Below are 15,849 nucleotides of genomic sequence, written 5' to 3' on the forward strand. Positions count from 1 at the left end.
GAGGACACCGGGAAGCTGATCGAGGCGGCGCAGAAGGCTGCTGAGGGTGCGTCGAGTGGTGTTGGCACGGCGGGTGAGGTCGTGGCGGCGGTGCGGACGATGGTGCGTGACATCATCGCCGAGCTGGTGGGTCGGTTGATCTCGTGGGCGTTGCAGGTGTTGGCGACGTTGGGCATCGCGATGGCGTGGGTGGTGCCGCAGGTGGTCACGGCGGTGACCAAGACGGTCGCGAAGATCGCTGATGTGACCACGAAGTTGGTCAAGGCGATGAAGTCGTTGGGCAAGCTGGTCAAGAAGCTCAAGGACGGCTTCGGCGACGCCAAGAAGGCCCTCGACAAGATCAAGAAGGACAACGGCGGCGGCGCTCCGAAGGCGGACAGCCCCGCCCCGACCCGGTCGATGGGCAACGACGGCCCGGGGTCGAGGGGCGGCCCCGACTCCCCCGCCCCGACCCGCTCCACGAACGGCAACGGCCCGGGTTCGCGAGGCGGCCCGGACACTCCCGCCTCCACTTCGTCGCAGAGCACGAACAGCTCGTCCACCAACGCCGGGGGCAACGGCCCGCAAACCTCCCGCTCCATGGCCAACGGCAGCAACCCACCGGCGGTCGTGTCCGGCTGGAAGACCATCTTCGGACGCCCCGACAAGAGCTACTCGGCAGGGGCGGACAAGAACGGCAAACTGGTCTACTTCAGGCGGGACCGGGTGCAGGCCACCGCCATGAAGGACTACAACGGCAAACCGATCGGTGTGACGTTCCAGACCAAACCGTCGGACTTGGCCAACAAGCAGTCCTTCGCGAACAACGGCAACGAGTTCAGCCGCCAGTACACGCGGCTGTACCCGCCGGGGACGAAGGACACCAACGCCCCCGGGACCCAGTACCGGCTCGAGAAGATGGAGTGGGGGAAGAAGGGGCAGGACGAACCGTTCTACCTCAACACCCACGCCTCGCCGGAGTCGTTCGAGGTCAACATGGACACCGGCGAGTCCCTGTCCGTCCAGGGGAAGACCTTCGCCAAGGTCACCAACGATTCCAAGGTGTTCCAGTCCGCGGTCGCCGAGAACGAGCGGATGACGGGCAAGCCGGTCAGCTCCTACCACTTGATGGCGTGCTCCGCGGGGAAGACCGACGGGCCGGGCGGCGCAGCGCACGACTTCCAGCAGACGATGTCCGATCGCTTCGGGCGCAAGCAGCCGGTCTACGCATCGACCGAAACGGACATCACCGGCCGAGGCGGTTACCACGGTGTGACGAACGGCGGCACCTGGCGCAAGTTCAGCGGTGGGCCCAGCACACCGGGCGTGTAGAACGCACGGTGTGCGCAGCGGTCCTCACGGCCCGAGGAGTGTTGCCAGCCGGGGTGAGTAGGCGTGGTCGAGCACGAGCGAGGCCGCGCCCACCGCTCCGGCGTCCTCGCCGATCAGCGCCGGGGACACCTGGACCGGGCGGACCTCGGGTGCCCAGACCTGCTTGGCCAGGACCTTCGACACCTGCGCGCGCACCAGGTCCGACACGTGGCGCAGCGCCGGGCCGCCGAGCACGACCCGGTCCACGTCGAGGACGCTGACCACCGTCGCCAGCGCTTGGCCGAGCTTGGTCGCCGCCTGCCGCAACACTTTCACCGCACCGGCATCGCCGTCCGCGGCGCGGCGGCACAACTCCTCGTAGGACTGGGCGGTCGAGGTCCCGGTGGGCTCTCCGCCCGCCGCTCGCCAGTCCGCGACGATGGCGCGCATCGAGCAGTGCGCCTCCAGGCATCCCCTCCTGCCGCAGTGGCACCCGCGGCCGCCGCCGCTGTTGAGATGGCCGATCTCGCCCGCGTTGCCGCTGACCCCGCGGTGCACCTGGTCGTCGAGTACCACCCCGATGCCCACCCCGGATCCCCAGTAGGCGTAGACGAACGAGCCCGACCGGTGCTCACCGCCCGCCCAGCGCTCGCCGATCGCCGCCGCCGTCGCGTCGTTGTCCATCACCACCGGCAGACCCGCGCGTTCGGCGACGATGTCGGCCAGGGGAACCGCGCCCCACCCGGCCAGGTTCGGTGGTGAGAGCACCTGCCGGTGGGCCGGGTCCAGCGGTCCCGGCACCGCGAGTCCGACGCCGAGCACCCGGCTCTCGTCGATGCCGGAGCGGCGCACGAGCTGCTGCAACGTGCGCGCGAGGGCAGCGGCGACGGCAGGCGGCGCGGCGTCGTCGGGGAGTCGGCGGGTGCTGCGGATCCGCACGCCGCCCGCCATGTCGAGCAGGACACCGGTGATCCGCTCCGGGTCGAGGTGCAGGCCCACCGACGAGTAGGCGTCCGGCACCACCTTCAGCAGGACGCGGCGCTTGCCGCCGGTGGACGGCGCGTGGCCGTTCTCGGTGACCAGCCCGTCGGCGATCAGCGCCCGGACGATGTTGGACATCGTCTGCGCCGTCAGCCTGGTGTGCTGGGCCAGTTCCACCCGGCTGATCTCGCCGTGGCGGCGGATCGTGTCGAGCACGACGGCCCGGTTGAAACCGCCCACGCGGGGGAGGTTGGTGCCCTGCCAGGACGCTTGCGCCATGGATGCTCCTCGTCGTGGGCGGGGAGATCGTTGACTTGTTCCATCGAATGGAATTAACTACCTGGAGTGTGATCCGGATCTCAAGCCGCGCGCAACTACTGCTGGCAGGAGGCTCGCGATGCAGCGCCGCACTGCGATGTCCGTGCTCATCACCGCGACGTTGGGACTGACGCTGGCCGCCTGCGGGGGCGGCGCGGCCGACGACCCGGACACCATCAGCGTCGCCTACCACCGCTACGGCAACACGCTGCAGGTCGACCAGTGGATGCAGCGGGTCAAGCAGCAGTACGAGCAGGCCCACCCGGGCAAGACCGTGAAGCTGGACCCGGTGGTCGCCCCGGAGGGCGAGTACCTGTCCAAGCTCCAGCTGCGGATGCGCTCGCCGTCCACCGCGCCCGACGTGCTCTACGAGGACAGCTTCAACGTCAACTCCGACGTCGCGGCCGGCTACCTGGAGCCGTTGGACGACCGGCTCGCCCAGTGGCCGGACTGGAACGCCTACATCGACACCACCAAGCAGGCGGGCAAGGCCCAGGACGGCAAGACCTACGGCGTCCCGCTGGACACCGACACCCGCGGCCTCTGGTACAACCGCGAGCTGTTCACCCAGGTCGGCCTGCCCGCCGACTGGAAGCCGCGCACCTGGGACGACGTGCTCGCCGCCGCTCGGCAGGTCAAGGCGCAGCGCCCGGACGTGATCGCGATGGACCTGGCGCTGGGCAAGGCCGAGGGCGAGTCGGTGAGCATGCAGACGGTGGCGATGCTGCTGTACGGCACCGGGACCGGCACCCTCTACGACGAGCAACAGCAGAAGTGGATCGCGCCGAACCGGGGCTTCACCGACGCGATGCGCTTCCTGTCCACCGCGCTGGCCGAGGGGCTCACCCAGAGCAAGGCGCAGATCGCCGACGCGCAGTACGACAAGGTGCAGCGCGACGAGCTGATCCGCGACGGCAAGGTCGCGATCCGGCTGGACGGCAGCTTCGCCTCCGGCAACTGGCAGGACTCCGGGTGGCACGACTGGGCCCGCACCATGGCCGCCGCGCCGATGCCCACCCAGCACGGCCAGCCACCGGGCACCGTGACGCTCTCCGGCGGCTGGACGCTGGCGATCAGCTCGTCGAGCGAGAAGAAGGACGACGCCTTCGAGTTCATCAAGCAGGCCATGGCCAAGGACAACGTGGTCGAGTACGCCGCCGCCAGCGGCAACCTCCCGGCCCGCGAGGACGCCGCGACCGATCCGCGGGTGCTCGGCGCGAACCCGCTGAACGCGTTCTGGATCGGGCTGCTGGACACCACGCACTACCGGCCCGCGCTGCCGGAGTACCCGAAGGTGTCACAGCAGATCCAGCAGTCGGTGCTCGACGTGGTGGCGGGCAAGCCGCCGGACGAGGTTGCCGACCAGTGGGCGCGGGAGGTCTCGCGCATCGTGGAGTCGGCCAACACCAGGGCGGGCTGATGGCGGTGCGGGCGCGGCAGTGGCTGGTGCCGATGGCGCCCGCCCTGCTGCTGCTCGGGTTGTTCGTGGCCGGGCCGATCCTGTGGAGCGCCTACGTCTCGTTCACCAACGCGGCGCTGACCGGTGCCGCTGCCACCGACCCGGAGTTCGTCGGGCTGGAGAACTTTCGCCGCCTGTTCAGCGATCCGGCGCTGTGGCACTCGGCCTGGCTGACCGTGGTGTTCACCGTCGGGTCGGCGGTGGTCGGGCAGAACTGCCTGGGCATGCTGATCGCGGTGCTCACCCAGCACCGCAACCGCTGGCTGCGCAGCATCGTCGGCACGGTGGTGGTGTCGGCGTGGGTGCTGCCGGAGCTGGTGGCCGCGTTCGCCGTCTACGCCTTCCTCAACTCCGACGGGACACTGAACAACCTGTTGGTCGCGCTCGGCTTCGAACCGCGCGACTGGCTCTACAGTGTGCCGATGCTGGCGGTTGTCATCGGCAACGTCTGGCGCGGCACCGCGTTCTCGATGCTGGTCTACCAGGCGTCGCTGTCGGAGGTGCCGAGCGACCTGGTGGAGGCGGCGGAGGTCGACGGCGCCGGACCGCTGCGCCGGTTCTGGCACGTCACGCTGCCGATCATCCGGCGCACGGTGCTGACCAACCTGATGCTGATCACCCTGCAGACCATCGGCTTGTTCACGCTGATCTACGTGCTGACCGCCGGTGGCCCGAACGCGGCGACGCAAACCCTGCCGCTGCTGATGTACGACTCGGCGTTCGAGTTCCACGAGATTGGCTACGGCGCGACGATCTCGCTGGTGCTGCTGCTGATCGGCGGGTTGTTCGCCGCGGTGTACGCCAAGAGCTTGGGAGACCCGGATGCCCGGGGGGACGGAGCCTGATGGTTGCGGTGACGGTGGCGCGGCGTCGTTCGGTGTCGGTCGTGGTGCACCTGGTGCTCGCGGTCGTCGCGCTGGCGTTCCTGGCGCCGCTGCTGTGGCTGCTCACCGCGGCCTTCGACGCCGACGCGGCGCTGACGGCGAAGGTGCCGGAGGCCTTCACGCTGGACAACTTCGCGCAGGTGCTGACCTGGGAGCAGAGTGGACGTCCACTGTGGAACGGTCTGCTGATGAGCGGCGGTGCCGCGATGATCTCGGTGGTGGCCGCGGTGCTGTGCGCCTACCCGCTGTCGCGCTACCAGCTGCGGTTCCGGCGGCCGTTCCTGTACGTCGTGCTGTTCGCCTCCGGGCTGCCGATCACCGCGGTGATGGTGCCGGTGTACAGCATGTTCGTGCAGCTGGAGCTGATCGACTCGATGTTCGGCACCACGCTGTTCCTGGCCGCGACCTCGCTGCCGGTCGCGATCTGGATGACGAAGAACTTCATGGACGGCGTCCCGATCAGCCTGGAGGAGGCGGCCTGGGTGGACGGCGCGTCGGCGGCGCAGGCCCTCCGCACGATCGTCCTGCCGCTGATCGTGCCGGGGATGGGCGTCGTCGCGATCTTCACGTTCATCACGGCGTGGGGGAACTTCTTCGTCCCGTTCGTCCTCCTCCTGGACCCGGCGGCGCAACCGGCCTCGGTGGGCGTGTACACCTTCTTCGGCCAAGGAGGCCTGATCGCCTACGGCCAACTAGCGGCCTACTCGATCCTCTACACAACCCCGGTGGTGGTCCTCTACCTCCTGGTCTCCCGAACCCTGGGCGGAGCCTTCAACCTAGCCGGAGCCATCAAGCACTAACCCCTCTCCCGACCTCCCCCAAGGTCCCCTGGGCACCATCAACCCGCAGTTTCAATGAAACTGCGATCCCCAGCCACGACAGATCGCAGTTTCAATTGAAACTGCAACCCCGGAGCCGCCCCCAGGACACCAGGCCGAAGCACAGCACCCAGCGACGAGCACCGAGGCGGGGACGGCGAGGCCACAGCCCCAACCTCGGTGGACCACAGTTTCAACTGAAACTGTGAACTTCGGGGCCGTGCCTGGGGCGCCGGAGGATTGACGTGCAGCGTCGAACGATGAGGCTGAGGCGGGGTGTGGCGGCAGTCCTTGGCCTCGTTGGGGTGCCGTTTCGCGGAGATCCGGCGTGCGATTTCCAACGGAATCGCGTCGAGCGCCTGGGGTGGGTCAGGTCGTGCGGTGGGTGATGAGGGTGGCGAGGCCGTCGAGGATGCGGGCCAGGCCGAAGTCCAGGGCCTGGTCGGGGGTTTCGGTGTCGGACAGGGCGGTGGTGACCGCGGGGTAGCGGTCTCCGTGTGCGCGCAGGAGGTCGGCCAGGGTTGAGCCGAGCTGCTGCTCGGGGTTGTCGCCCGGGGTTGCCGCGGCCTGCTGGGCGATGGAGCGGACGTGGCCGACCAGGACGACCACGGCGTCCAGCCGCTCGCCGCCGCGCAGGTCCGTGTCGGAGAGCGCGGCGACCGCCGCCTCCATCCACGACAGCTCGTTCGGCCCCGGCACGCGGGGGCCGATCGTCACCTCGAGGACCCAGGGGTGCTGCACGAACCGGGGGAGCAGCGCGCGGGCCCACGCGTCGAGCCGGTCGCGCCAGGTGCCGTCGAGCGTGGGTGGTTCGCCCATCGCGAGGTCCGCCATGAGCGCGACCAGCTCCGCCTTGCCCGGCACGTAGCGGTAGAGGGACATCTTCGTGAAGCCCAGTTCGCCCGCCACGCGTTGCATCGAGACCGCGGGGAGCCCTTCGGTGTCGGCCAGTCCGATGCCGGTGCGTGCGATCTGGTCGAGGCTGAGCGCGGGTTTCGGGCCGCGTCGCGGTGCTGGTCGGGGGCCCCACAGGACCTCGGCGCACCCTGCTCGCTCGTTGTCCACCGGCCCTCCCCTGTGCTCGGCGCAGAACTGCGTCTATCGTACACAGAAATAACTGCTTCCGGTGGACGCAGAAGAGGAGCAACCATGCGGAGAAGCGTTCTGATCTCAGGTGCGAGCGTCGCGGGCCCCGCGCTGGCGGGCTGGCTGGGCCGCTGCGGTTTCGACGTCACCGTGGTGGAGCTGGCGCCAGCGTTGCGCGGCGGCGGAGCGGCGGTGGACTTCCGCGGACCGGTGCACCGCACCGTGCTGGAGCGGATGGGCGTCCTCCCGGAACTGCGCCGACTGCAGACCGGCGGCAGCCCCATGACCTTCGTCGACGCCCACGGCCGCCCCCAGCTCCACCTGCCCGCCGAGTTCGCCGGCGGCGACGTCGAGGTCCTCCGCTCCGACCTCTCGCGCCTCCTGCACGCGCGCAGCGCGGACGTCGCCGACTACGTCTTCGGGGACCGCATCGCGAGCCTGACCGACACGGGCGACGGGGTCGACGTCACCTTCGCCTCAGGCGCGCGGCGCTCGTTCGACCTGGTGGTGGGTGCGGACGGCGTGCACTCCGGGGTCCGGCGTCTGGCCTTCGGCCCCGAGGACCACTACGTCCGCCACCTCGGCTACTACGTCGCCACCTGGGAACTGCCCAACCACCTGGGCCTGACCGGCGGATCGCTCTGCCACGGCAAGCCGGGCCGGATGCTCTCCGTCGGTCCGGACCACCGCGACGCGACCCGGGCCCACGCGTTCGCCATCTTCAGGTCCCCGGAGCTCGACTACGACCGGCACGACCTCGAACAGCAGCGCGCCCTGGTCGCGCACGCCTTCGCCGGACTCGGCTGGGAGGCACCACGCCTGCTGGCCGCGCTGGAATCCGCCCCGGACCTCTACTTCGATTCGATCAGCCGCGTCGACATCACCCCTTGGTCACGCGGCCGCGTCGCGCTCCTCGGCGACGCGGCGTGCGGCGCGACGCTCGGCGGCATGGGCACCGGGACCGTGGTCGTCGCGGCGTACGTGCTCGCCGGTGAGCTCGTCGCCGCGAACGGGGACCACCGGGCAGCTTTCGAGCGCTACGAGTCCCGGATGCGCGGTTACGCGCAGGCGTGCCAGAAGGGTGGTGACCGGACCGGGAAGTTCCTGGCACCGGGCCGGTTCGGCGGCTGGCTGCGGAACCGGTTGTTGGGCAGGGAAGTGCTGCTCAACTGGATGCTCCGGCAGGGCGAGGACCTCAGCAGCGCGATCGACCTGCCGCACTACGACCTGACATTTGTCACGGGAAGTGATGTTGAACGGTAGTAGCCGATCAGGATCGTCCCCTGATTGAGTGATCTTCGAATTACTCGAGGTCACTGCAGGAGGGGACTGCATGCGAAGCGCAAGACGTGCACTAGGGGTCACCGCCGCGCTGGGGGCGTTGCTCGCGACCGCTCAGCCCGCACTGGCGCAGCCGACCGCGCCGACGTTCGAGGTCCCGGCGAAGTTCGCCGAGCAGCGCATCCAGTGGGCGCCCTGCTTCGACGGCGAGCTGCCGCCGGAGCTGCCGCCGGGGTCCGAACGGCTTGAGTGCGGCACGTTCACCGCGCCGATGGACTGGCACGACCCGGACAACGGGAAGGAGGTCAGCCTCGCGGTCAGCCGGTTGTCGCCCGAGGGCGGTCCGGCCGGTCGGGCGCTGTTCACCAACCCGGGCGGGCCGGGTGGCGCCGGGCTGAACTTTCCCTTGGCGATGCTGGGGAACGGACGGCCAGAGCTGACCGCCAACTTCGACATCTACGGCATCGACGTGCGCGGCACCGGCGCCAGCGACACCGTCTCCTGTGGCTCGTTGGAGCCGCCGGAGCCCCAGCCGGACCCCCGCGACCGCGACCCGCAGAACATCGAGGCGCTGCTGGGGATGGCCCGCGACTTCGCGGAGGCCTGCCAGCAGCACAGCGGTGAGTTCGGCCGCTACGTGACCACCGAGCAGACCGTCGCCGACCTCGACCTGCTGCGCCAGGTCGAAAGGCACGACAAGATCAACTGGTACGGCGTCTCCGGCGGCACCTGGCTGGGTGCCTACCTCGCCACCTACTTCCCGGGCTCGGTGGACAAGGTGGTGTTGGACTCCAACACCGAGTTCACCGCCGACTGGCAGCAGGTGTTCTCCTGGCAGCCGAGGTCCTTCGAGCGCCGCTTGCGCGAGGACCTCCTGCCGTGGCTGGCCGCGCACGACGCGAACTACCACCTCGGCACCACCCCGGAGCAGGTTCAGGCCACTGTGGACAAACTGCGCGCCCAGCTGAAGGAGAACCCGCTGCCGGGCCCGGACGGGGTGCCGATCGACCACCTCGCGCTGGACTCGATGATCCTGCCGGCCATGTACTCCAAGTACACCTTCCCGGCGCTCGGCGACACCCTGGTCCAGCTGCGCGCGAGCAACGCGGGCGACCCGGTGGTGGCCGCGCTCCGCGACCGGAGCACGCCGTTGGTGGCCGACCCGCAGGACAGCATGCTGGCCACCCTGTACTCGATCAAGTGCAACGACACCCCGTTCCGTGGTACTCCGGAGTCGGTGGTGGAGGAGTCCGGCATCGAGGGCGAGAAGTACCCGTTCTACGGCTACTACACGATCTCCCAGCCGTGCGTGTTCTGGGACCGGCCGCAGGTGGACCTGCCGCAGCCGACCGGCGAGGGCCTTCCGCCGGTGCTGATGCTGCAGTCCGAGAACGACCCGGCCACCGCGCTGGAGGGCGCGCAGCTCGCGCACCAGGGCTTCGCCGGCTCGCGGATGATCACTGTTCGCAACGAGGGTGACCACGGCGTCTACGGCATGGGCAACGCCTGCGTGGACGACGCGGTGGCGGCCTACCTCCTCGACGGCGTGGTGCCCGAGGACACGACCTGCGAGGGCCTGCCGATGCCGGAACCGGAGGTCAGCACGTTCGCCACGACGAGCGGCGGCACCGTGCTGGACCGGCTCGACGCGGTGAACCGCGCGGTCAGCTGATCCGAGAACACCGCGGGCGGCCCGGGATTCCCGGCGCCGCCCGCGGTTTTGTGCTCGTGAGGCGGCTTGGCGCCGCCGCCTGCGCGTGGTGCGCAGACCGTGCAGGTCACGGCGTATGTGCTCGTTTCGCCATCGCGACCTGGTCCCGGCGAATTCGGTCGATCTCGCCGGCTTCGGACTTCTCGCCGGACTCGTCGTCCTCGGTGCGCAGCGCGAGGAACACCGCAGCGACCGCGATCAGGGACAACGCCAGCATGGCCAGGTTGACCATGACACACCCCCTCGGTTCGGCGCCCTTTTTCTCGGCGGTTATCACTGGGACGCATCCAGTGTCCGCCGGGTTGCTGATCGTTTGGGATTCCCCGGAACGCACCACCGGTCCGCGTGGATCCACCTCGCGGAAGACGAAAGCGGCGTTTCCCCGAAAGAACTTCGCGTTCTCTGGGGAAACGCCGCACGATCGCGCACGGTCAACCCGTGCTACGGGCCGGACGGGTGGCGGCGGGGCTTCCCACGTTGCCCTGCCAAGACCACCCGTCCGGGGGTCACTGGGTCAGCTGCCGAGGCGCTGCTTGAGCGCCTCCAGCTCGTCCCGCATCGAGCTCGGCAGCGCGTCGCCGATGGTGTCGAACCACTCCTGGATGAGCGGCAGCTCCGCCTTCCACTCCTCGACGTCGACCTTCAGCGCCTCGTCGACGTCGGAGGCCGGGGTGTCCAGGCCCGACAGCTCCAGCTCGGCGGCCGTCGGGACGCGGCCGATCGCGGTGTCGGTGGCGGCCGCCTTGCCCTCCAGGCGGTCGATGATCCACTTCAGCACGCGGGAGTTCTCCCCGAAGCCCGGCCACAGGAAGCGGCCGTCCTCGCCCCGGCGGAACCAGTTCACGTAGAAGATCTTCGGCAGCTTGCTGGCGTCAGCCTCCTTGCCGACGTTCACCCAGTGCTGGAAGTAGTCGCCGACGTTGTAGCCGATGAACGGCAGCATCGCCATCGGGTCGCGGCGCACCTCGCCGACCTTGCCCGCGGCCGCGGCGGTCTTCTCCGAGGACAGGGTGGCGCCCATGAACACGCCGTGCTGCCAGTCGAAGGACTCGTTGACCAGCGGGATGGTCGTCTTGCGGCGACCGCCGAACAGGATCGCCGAGATCGGCACGCCCTGCGGGTCGTCCCACTCCGGCGCCAGGATCGGGCACTGCGACATCGGCGTGCAGTAGCGGGAGTTCGGGTGCGCGGCCTTGACGTCGCTGTCGGGCGTCCAGTCGTTGCCCTTCCAGTCGGTCAGGTGCTGGGGCTCGCCCTCCATGTCCTCCCACCAGACGTCGCCGTCGTCGGTGAGCGCGACGTTGGTGAACAGCGAGTTGCCCTTCTCGATGGTCTCCATCGCGTGCGGGTTGGTCTTGCGGTTGGTGCCCGGCGCGACGCCGAAGAACCCGGCCTCCGGGTTCACCGCGTACAGGCGGCCGTCCTCGCCGAAGCGCATCCAGGCGATGTCGTCGCCGAGGGTCTCGACCTTCCAGCCCGGGATGGTCGGGCGCAGCATCGCCAGGTTGGTCTTGCCGCAGGCCGATGGGAACGCGGCCGCGACGTAGTAGACCTTGTCCTCGGGCGAGATCAGCTTGAGGATCAGCATGTGCTCGGCGAGCCAGCCCTCGTCGCGGGCCATCGCCGAGGCGATCCGCAGCGAGTAGCACTTCTTGCCCAGCAGCGCGTTGCCGCCGTAGCCGGAGCCGAAGCTCCAGATCATCCGCTCCTCGGGGAAGTGGGTGATGTACTTGATGTCGTTGCACGGCCACGGCACGTCCTGCTGGCCGGGCTCCAGCGGCGCGCCCACCGAGTGCAGCGCGGGCACGAAGTCACCGTCGGTGCCCAGGCGCTCCAGAACCTTCGCGCCCATCCGGGTCATGATGTGCATCGACACCACGACGTACTCGGAGTCGGTGATCTCCACGCCCAGCTTCGGCGGGTCGGCGTCCAGCGGGCCCATGCAGAACGGGATGACGTACATCGTCCGACCACGCATGCAGCCCCGGTAGAGCTCGGTCATGGTGGCCTTCATCTCGTTGGGGTCCATCCAGTTGTTGGTGACCCCGGCGTCCTTCTCCTCGACCGAGCAGATGAACGTCCGCTCCTCGACGCGCGCCACGTCCGACGGGTCCGACGCCGCGTAGAACGAGTTCGGCTTCTTCTCCAGACGGGTGAACGTGCCGGCCTCGACCAGCTGGTCGGTCAGCCGCTGCCACTCCTCCGGCGAGCCGTCGCACCACACCACGCGGTCGGGGGTGGTCAGTTCGGCGACCTCGCGCACCCACGTCAGCAGGCGCTCGTGTTTGGTCGGTGCCTGGTCGAGACCGGGGATGGTCAATGCGGTCATCGCGTCGTGTCTCCTGACTGGGCGCCACAGCCCGGACTGGTCACCGACGGGGTCCGTCGGCGTTTGCAGGGAATGCTTCGCCCGTCCCGGAGGCCGGGCGAATTTGAAAAGGGATGCACTGAGGCTAGCGGGGACAGCGGCGCACGATGGAGATCAGCCCTGTTCGTTCTCTCACAAGAACGATAAGGGAATCGATTCAGTTGGGATCTTCCGGTGGACGCGGCCGGAAATCCCGCTGTCGCAGAGGCGCGCGAACCGAGGATTTCCGGCGAATCGGACGGGTGTGCGAACGCGGGGTGAACCGGGGGCGTCGGCCCGGTGGCGGTTGGTGGGCCCCGCGAGAACGCCAGAACCCGCCCGGGGGTGGCTGCCCGGGCGGGTTCTGGGAGGGATCTCGGGGGTCAGCCCCAGAGGTCGTCGGAGTCGGCGCGGGCGCCCTTCGCGCCTGCCGCGCCAGCGCCTGCCGCACCGGCCGGTTCGGGGGCGGCGGGCTGGGCGTCGAGGTTCCAGGTCGCGTCGTCGGTGGCCGCGGTCGCCGGGCTCGGCGCGTAGTTGCCGTCGCCGGTCACCTGGCCCTGCTCGACCACCGTCCACTGCCCGTCGCCGGTGTGGTGCGAGATGGTCACCTCGCCGGTCCCGCTGATCTCCACCACCTGGTCGGCGGACCCGTCGCCGTCCACGTCGGTGACCAGCATGGTGCCGCCGGAGTCGGTCTCCACCACGGCGGTGTCGGCGATGCCGTCGGAGTTGGTGTCCTCGGTGGCCGGGCCGACCGCCACGTCGCCCTGCGGGGTGTCGATGACCATGGCGCGGCCCTGGTCCTCCTGCGGGTCCACGCCGCCGGGGTGCTGCTGCGGCGCCTCGCCGGCCCACTTGCCGGTCCCGGCGTCGTAGCGGGCCTGCTCGACCACGACCCCGTCGGCGTTGATGGTCTGCATGACGTCGGCCTGGCCGTCGCCGGTCTCGTCGATGTAGGCGACGTAGCCGTCGTCGGTCATGACGGCGACGGTGTCGTCCACCCCGTCGCCGTTGAGGTCGTAGTTGGCCTCGGCGGTGTACTCCTCGCCTTCGACGGTGACCTTGATGTCGCCGTCGCCCGCCCCCTGCTCCTCGATGTACACGTCGCCACCCCTCAGCCACCGATCACTGCAGAACCTAGGACGCAGGGTAGAGGTCGGAGGTTCCGGAGGAGAAGCACCTGGCTCCGCCCATGTCACCCGGATGTCTGTGTACGCCGTAAACCTGACGTGTGTACGTTGTAAACATGACTGGGACTGCGGAGCGCATCGCCGCTGCGGCGCTGGAGATCCTGCTGGCCGAGGGGGCCGAGGCGGTGACGATGCGGCGGGTGGCCGCGGCGGTGGAGCTCAGCCCGATGGCGACCTACCGCCACTACCCGAACCGGGAGGCGCTGCTGCGCTCGGTGGTCGACCAGGCGTTCGCGGAGCTGGGTGAGCACTACGGCCAGCGGTCCGAGGGGCTGGACTTCCACGCCCGGCTGGACGCCCTGACCGACGACTTCCTGGACTTCGCGCTGGGCAAGCCGAACCTGTACCGATACCTGATCACCGAGCAGCGCACGGGTTCGCTGCGGTTCCCCGACGACTTCCGGGACGGCGGTTCGACGGCGTTCGCGCCGGTCCACCACGTCGTCGAGCAGGGCATGCGGGAGGGGGTGCTGCGCTCCGACGACGTCCTGGAGACCGGGCTCGCGTTGACCATGCCGGTCGTGGGCCTGGTGCAGCAGTACCTCGGCGGCCGCTACAACCTGCCCGAACCCGAGTTCCGCGCGCTGTGCAAGCGGACGATGCGGAGGGTCTTGCGTGGACTCCAAGAGGAATGACCTGCGATGGGTGTTGCTGGCCCTGGTGGCTTCGGCGGCGCTGTTCTACTTCGGCACGGGGCTCGCACCGATCCCCCTGCTGACCTGGCTCGCCCCGCTACCGGTGCTGCTGGTGGCGCCGCGGGTGTCCGGCGGTGCCGCGGCGGCTGCCGCGTTCACCGCGTGCCTGCTGGGGTCGACGAACCTCTGGGGCTGGTCGGCCCACTCGGGCGACCTGCCGCTGTGGCCGTGGGGACTCGCCGCCAGCTTCACCTTCGCGCTGGCGTTCCTGCTGGTCGTGGTGGTGTTCCGGGGGCTGGTCCGGCGCGGGCGGCCGCTGCTCGCGGTGCTCGCCGCCCCGGCGCCCTGGGTGGCGCTGATGCAGCTGGTCGCGCTGGTCAGCCCGGTGGGCATCGTCGGCACGCTGGCGACGGCGCAGGCGGACCTGCCGGTGGTGTTGCAGATCGCCTCGGTGACGGGGTCGCTCGGCATCGACTACCTGGTGCTGGCGGTCCCGGCAGCGATCGCGGCGGCGGTGTCCGGGCACGTCCGCGTGCTCGCGGTCGCCGCGGTGGCGGTGGTGCTGGTCCTGGGAGGGGGTGCGCTGCGGCTGACCGGCGAGCCCGGCCCGGCTCAGCGCGTCGCGCTGATCGCGCACAACCACGCCTCCTGGGCCACGAGCGTCGACACCCCGGAGGGGCGCGACCTGGTGACCGCCTACGTCGAGGAGATCGCTTCGCTGCCGCCGGGCGTCCGCACGGTCGTGCTGCCGGAAGCCGCGTTCGGCTCGGCCGAAGCCCGCCCGGCGGCGCTGGTGGAGCCGCTGCGCCGCGTCGCCCAGCAGCAGGGCGTGGACGTCGTGACCGGCTTCGCGCACCGGACCCCCGAGGTGAAGTACAACTACGCGCTGACCTTCCCGGCCTCCGGCGGCGAACCGGTCGAGTACCTGAAGCAGCACGACGTCGTCAGCCCGCTCGGTGACGAGGAGGTCTTCCCGCCGGTGACCGGCGCCCGCCTCGGCATCGCGATCTGCGCGGACGTCAACTTCCGCAGCCCGACCGACCAGTACGCGACGGCGGGCGCGGAACTGCTGGCGGTCCCGGCCTCCGACGAGCGCGACAACGGCTGGCAGCACAGCCGGACGGCCCTGTTTCGCGCGGTGGAGAACGGGGTTCCGATCGCCTGGAGTGGCCGAGCATCGACCCAGCTCCTCACCGACGGCTGGGGCCGGGTGATCGCCGACGCCCCGGTGGAGGGCCCAACGCCGTTCACCACCGTGGTCGCCGAAACCCCGACGGGCCCGGGAGCAACCCCGTACTCGCACTTCGGCGACTGGTTCCCCTGGACCTGCGTGGCCTTGGCGGTGATCGCCATCGCGCTCCCCAAGCGCGGGGAGTCCCGCCACCGCACCGCTCGTGTGGCGGATGCGGAGTAGTTGCCGCGTGCGGTCTCCGCGCCGCGGTGACCGCCCCGACCAGGGGTGGCCATCGCCGGAGTCCGCACGCTCCGCACCCCGTCCCTCCTCTCCCACCGCCGCGAAATGCCGCCGTCGCCCGCCGTCCCCACGCGCTCCCAATGGAAATCGGATGTCTGATCCCCATCGGGATCGCACGGGAATGGGCGCCGGACCGCGTCGAGGGGCGGCCCGGGAAGGGCAGGTGTCGTACCTGGACCTGGGGGTTGGGGAGGTGGCCGGGCGCCGGGTCGGGGGCACGGAGCGCCCGGCCACCATCTGGTCCGGCTGGGGAGGGACGGCCGGACCAGGTCTGAGCAGCGAAACAGCGGGGTCCCTGCCCTTCGCTGCGAGTCAGGACGGCGCAGCGAGATCGCGGGGTCTGGTTCTCGCTGTGGATCGGGATGGTGCAGCGGG

General features: G+C 70.0%; 12 protein-coding genes and 1 pseudogene. 8 read left to right on the top strand and 5 right to left on the bottom strand.

The window, feature by feature from the left end:
• Positions 1–1,311: pseudogene (locus tag ABT324_RS16525) on the top strand (hypothetical protein); the annotation flags it as partial.
• 24 nt (positions 1,312–1,335) lie between these two features.
• Here ABT324_RS16525 and ABT324_RS16530 read toward each other — a convergent pair.
• Positions 1,336–2,550, bottom strand: a complete 1,215-nt coding sequence (locus ABT324_RS16530; protein ID WP_351177445.1) for an ROK family transcriptional regulator — start codon at positions 2,548–2,550, stop codon at positions 1,336–1,338.
• A 118-nt stretch (positions 2,551–2,668) separates the two neighbouring features.
• Between ABT324_RS16530 and ABT324_RS16535 the strand changes: the two genes are divergently transcribed.
• From ABT324_RS16535 to ABT324_RS16545, 3 genes are read left to right on the top strand one after another with little or no spacing between them, the layout of a single operon-like run.
• Positions 2,669–4,009 carry an extracellular solute-binding protein gene (locus tag ABT324_RS16535; RefSeq protein ID WP_351177448.1) on the top strand — a complete coding sequence of 447 codons (1,341 nt, stop codon included), beginning with the start codon at positions 2,669–2,671 and terminating at the stop codon, positions 4,007–4,009.
• Positions 4,009–4,893 carry a carbohydrate ABC transporter permease gene (locus ABT324_RS16540; RefSeq protein WP_351177451.1) on the top strand — a complete coding sequence of 295 codons (885 nt, stop codon included), beginning with the start codon at positions 4,009–4,011 and terminating at the stop codon, positions 4,891–4,893. The genes ABT324_RS16535 and ABT324_RS16540 overlap by 1 nt, the downstream gene beginning before the upstream one ends.
• Entirely contained in the window at positions 4,893–5,732 is an 840-nt protein-coding gene (locus ABT324_RS16545; RefSeq protein ID WP_351177454.1) for a carbohydrate ABC transporter permease, read from the top strand. Before ABT324_RS16540 ends, ABT324_RS16545 begins: the two co-directional genes overlap by 1 nt.
• 387 nt (positions 5,733–6,119) lie before the next feature.
• Here ABT324_RS16545 and ABT324_RS16550 read toward each other — a convergent pair whose 3' ends face one another.
• Entirely contained in the window at positions 6,120–6,815 is a 696-nt protein-coding gene (locus ABT324_RS16550) for a TetR/AcrR family transcriptional regulator (RefSeq protein ID WP_351177457.1), read from the bottom strand.
• Between the two features lie 84 nt (positions 6,816–6,899).
• On the opposite strand from ABT324_RS16550, the gene ABT324_RS16555 reads away from it, so the two are divergent.
• Positions 6,900–8,099 carry an FAD-dependent monooxygenase gene (locus ABT324_RS16555; protein WP_351177460.1) on the top strand — a complete coding sequence of 400 codons (1,200 nt, stop codon included), beginning with the start codon at positions 6,900–6,902 and terminating at the stop codon, positions 8,097–8,099.
• Between the two features lie 70 nt (positions 8,100–8,169).
• On the top strand, positions 8,170–9,789 hold the full coding sequence (locus ABT324_RS16560) for an alpha/beta hydrolase (RefSeq protein WP_351177462.1): 1,620 nt from the start codon (positions 8,170–8,172) through the stop codon (positions 9,787–9,789).
• Between the two features lie 106 nt (positions 9,790–9,895).
• Here ABT324_RS16560 and ABT324_RS16565 read toward each other — a convergent pair whose 3' ends face one another.
• The 3 genes from ABT324_RS16565 to ABT324_RS16575 all read right to left on the bottom strand — a co-directional run bounded on the left by ABT324_RS16565 (position 9,896) and on the right by ABT324_RS16575 (position 13,278).
• Positions 9,896–10,060, bottom strand: a complete 165-nt coding sequence (locus ABT324_RS16565; RefSeq protein WP_351177465.1) for a hypothetical protein — start codon at positions 10,058–10,060, stop codon at positions 9,896–9,898.
• Between the two features lie 282 nt (positions 10,061–10,342).
• Positions 10,343–12,157, bottom strand: a complete 1,815-nt coding sequence (locus ABT324_RS16570; RefSeq protein WP_351177468.1) for a phosphoenolpyruvate carboxykinase (GTP) — start codon at positions 12,155–12,157, stop codon at positions 10,343–10,345.
• Between the two features lie 401 nt (positions 12,158–12,558).
• Positions 12,559–13,278 carry a DUF6802 family protein gene (locus ABT324_RS16575; protein WP_351177471.1) on the bottom strand — a complete coding sequence of 240 codons (720 nt, stop codon included), beginning with the start codon at positions 13,276–13,278 and terminating at the stop codon, positions 12,559–12,561.
• Between the two features lie 143 nt (positions 13,279–13,421).
• Between ABT324_RS16575 and ABT324_RS16580 the strand changes: the two genes are divergently transcribed.
• Both ABT324_RS16580 and ABT324_RS16585 read left to right on the top strand, forming a co-directional pair.
• Positions 13,422–14,000: a TetR/AcrR family transcriptional regulator gene (locus tag ABT324_RS16580; protein WP_351177474.1), complete on the top strand. Its 579-nt coding sequence runs from the start codon at positions 13,422–13,424 to the stop codon at positions 13,998–14,000.
• Positions 13,981–15,414 (top strand): nitrilase-related carbon-nitrogen hydrolase, encoded by a 1,434-nt coding sequence (locus ABT324_RS16585; protein WP_351177477.1) that lies wholly within the window; start codon positions 13,981–13,983, stop codon positions 15,412–15,414. The genes ABT324_RS16580 and ABT324_RS16585 overlap by 20 nt, the downstream gene beginning before the upstream one ends.
• Positions 15,415–15,849: the final 435 nt, after the last annotated feature.

It is taken from the genome of Saccharopolyspora sp. NPDC000359 (assembly GCF_040300525.1).
Taxonomy (GTDB): Bacteria; Actinomycetota; Actinomycetes; order Mycobacteriales; family Pseudonocardiaceae; genus Saccharopolyspora.

Excerpts from the sequence above, each read along its gene's own strand:
- ABT324_RS16560 (WP_351177462.1), top strand. The coding sequence starts at position 8,170 with ATGCGAAGCGCAAGACGTGCACTAGGGGTCACCGCCGCGCTGGGGGCG.
- ABT324_RS16555 (WP_351177460.1), top strand. The coding sequence starts at position 6,900 with ATGCGGAGAAGCGTTCTGATCTCAGGTGCGAGCGTCGCGGGCCCCGCG.
- ABT324_RS16540 (WP_351177451.1), top strand. The coding sequence starts at position 4,009 with ATGGCGGTGCGGGCGCGGCAGTGGCTGGTGCCGATGGCGCCCGCCCTG.
- ABT324_RS16530 (WP_351177445.1), bottom strand. The coding sequence starts at position 2,550 with ATGGCGCAAGCGTCCTGGCAGGGCACCAACCTCCCCCGCGTGGGCGGT.
- ABT324_RS16535 (WP_351177448.1), top strand. The coding sequence starts at position 2,669 with ATGCAGCGCCGCACTGCGATGTCCGTGCTCATCACCGCGACGTTGGGA.
- ABT324_RS16580 (WP_351177474.1), top strand. The coding sequence starts at position 13,422 with ATGACTGGGACTGCGGAGCGCATCGCCGCTGCGGCGCTGGAGATCCTG.
- ABT324_RS16545 (WP_351177454.1), top strand. The coding sequence starts at position 4,893 with ATGGTTGCGGTGACGGTGGCGCGGCGTCGTTCGGTGTCGGTCGTGGTG.
- ABT324_RS16570 (WP_351177468.1), bottom strand. The coding sequence starts at position 12,157 with ATGACCGCATTGACCATCCCCGGTCTCGACCAGGCACCGACCAAACAC.
- ABT324_RS16565 (WP_351177465.1), bottom strand. The coding sequence starts at position 10,060 with ATGGTCAACCTGGCCATGCTGGCGTTGTCCCTGATCGCGGTCGCTGCG.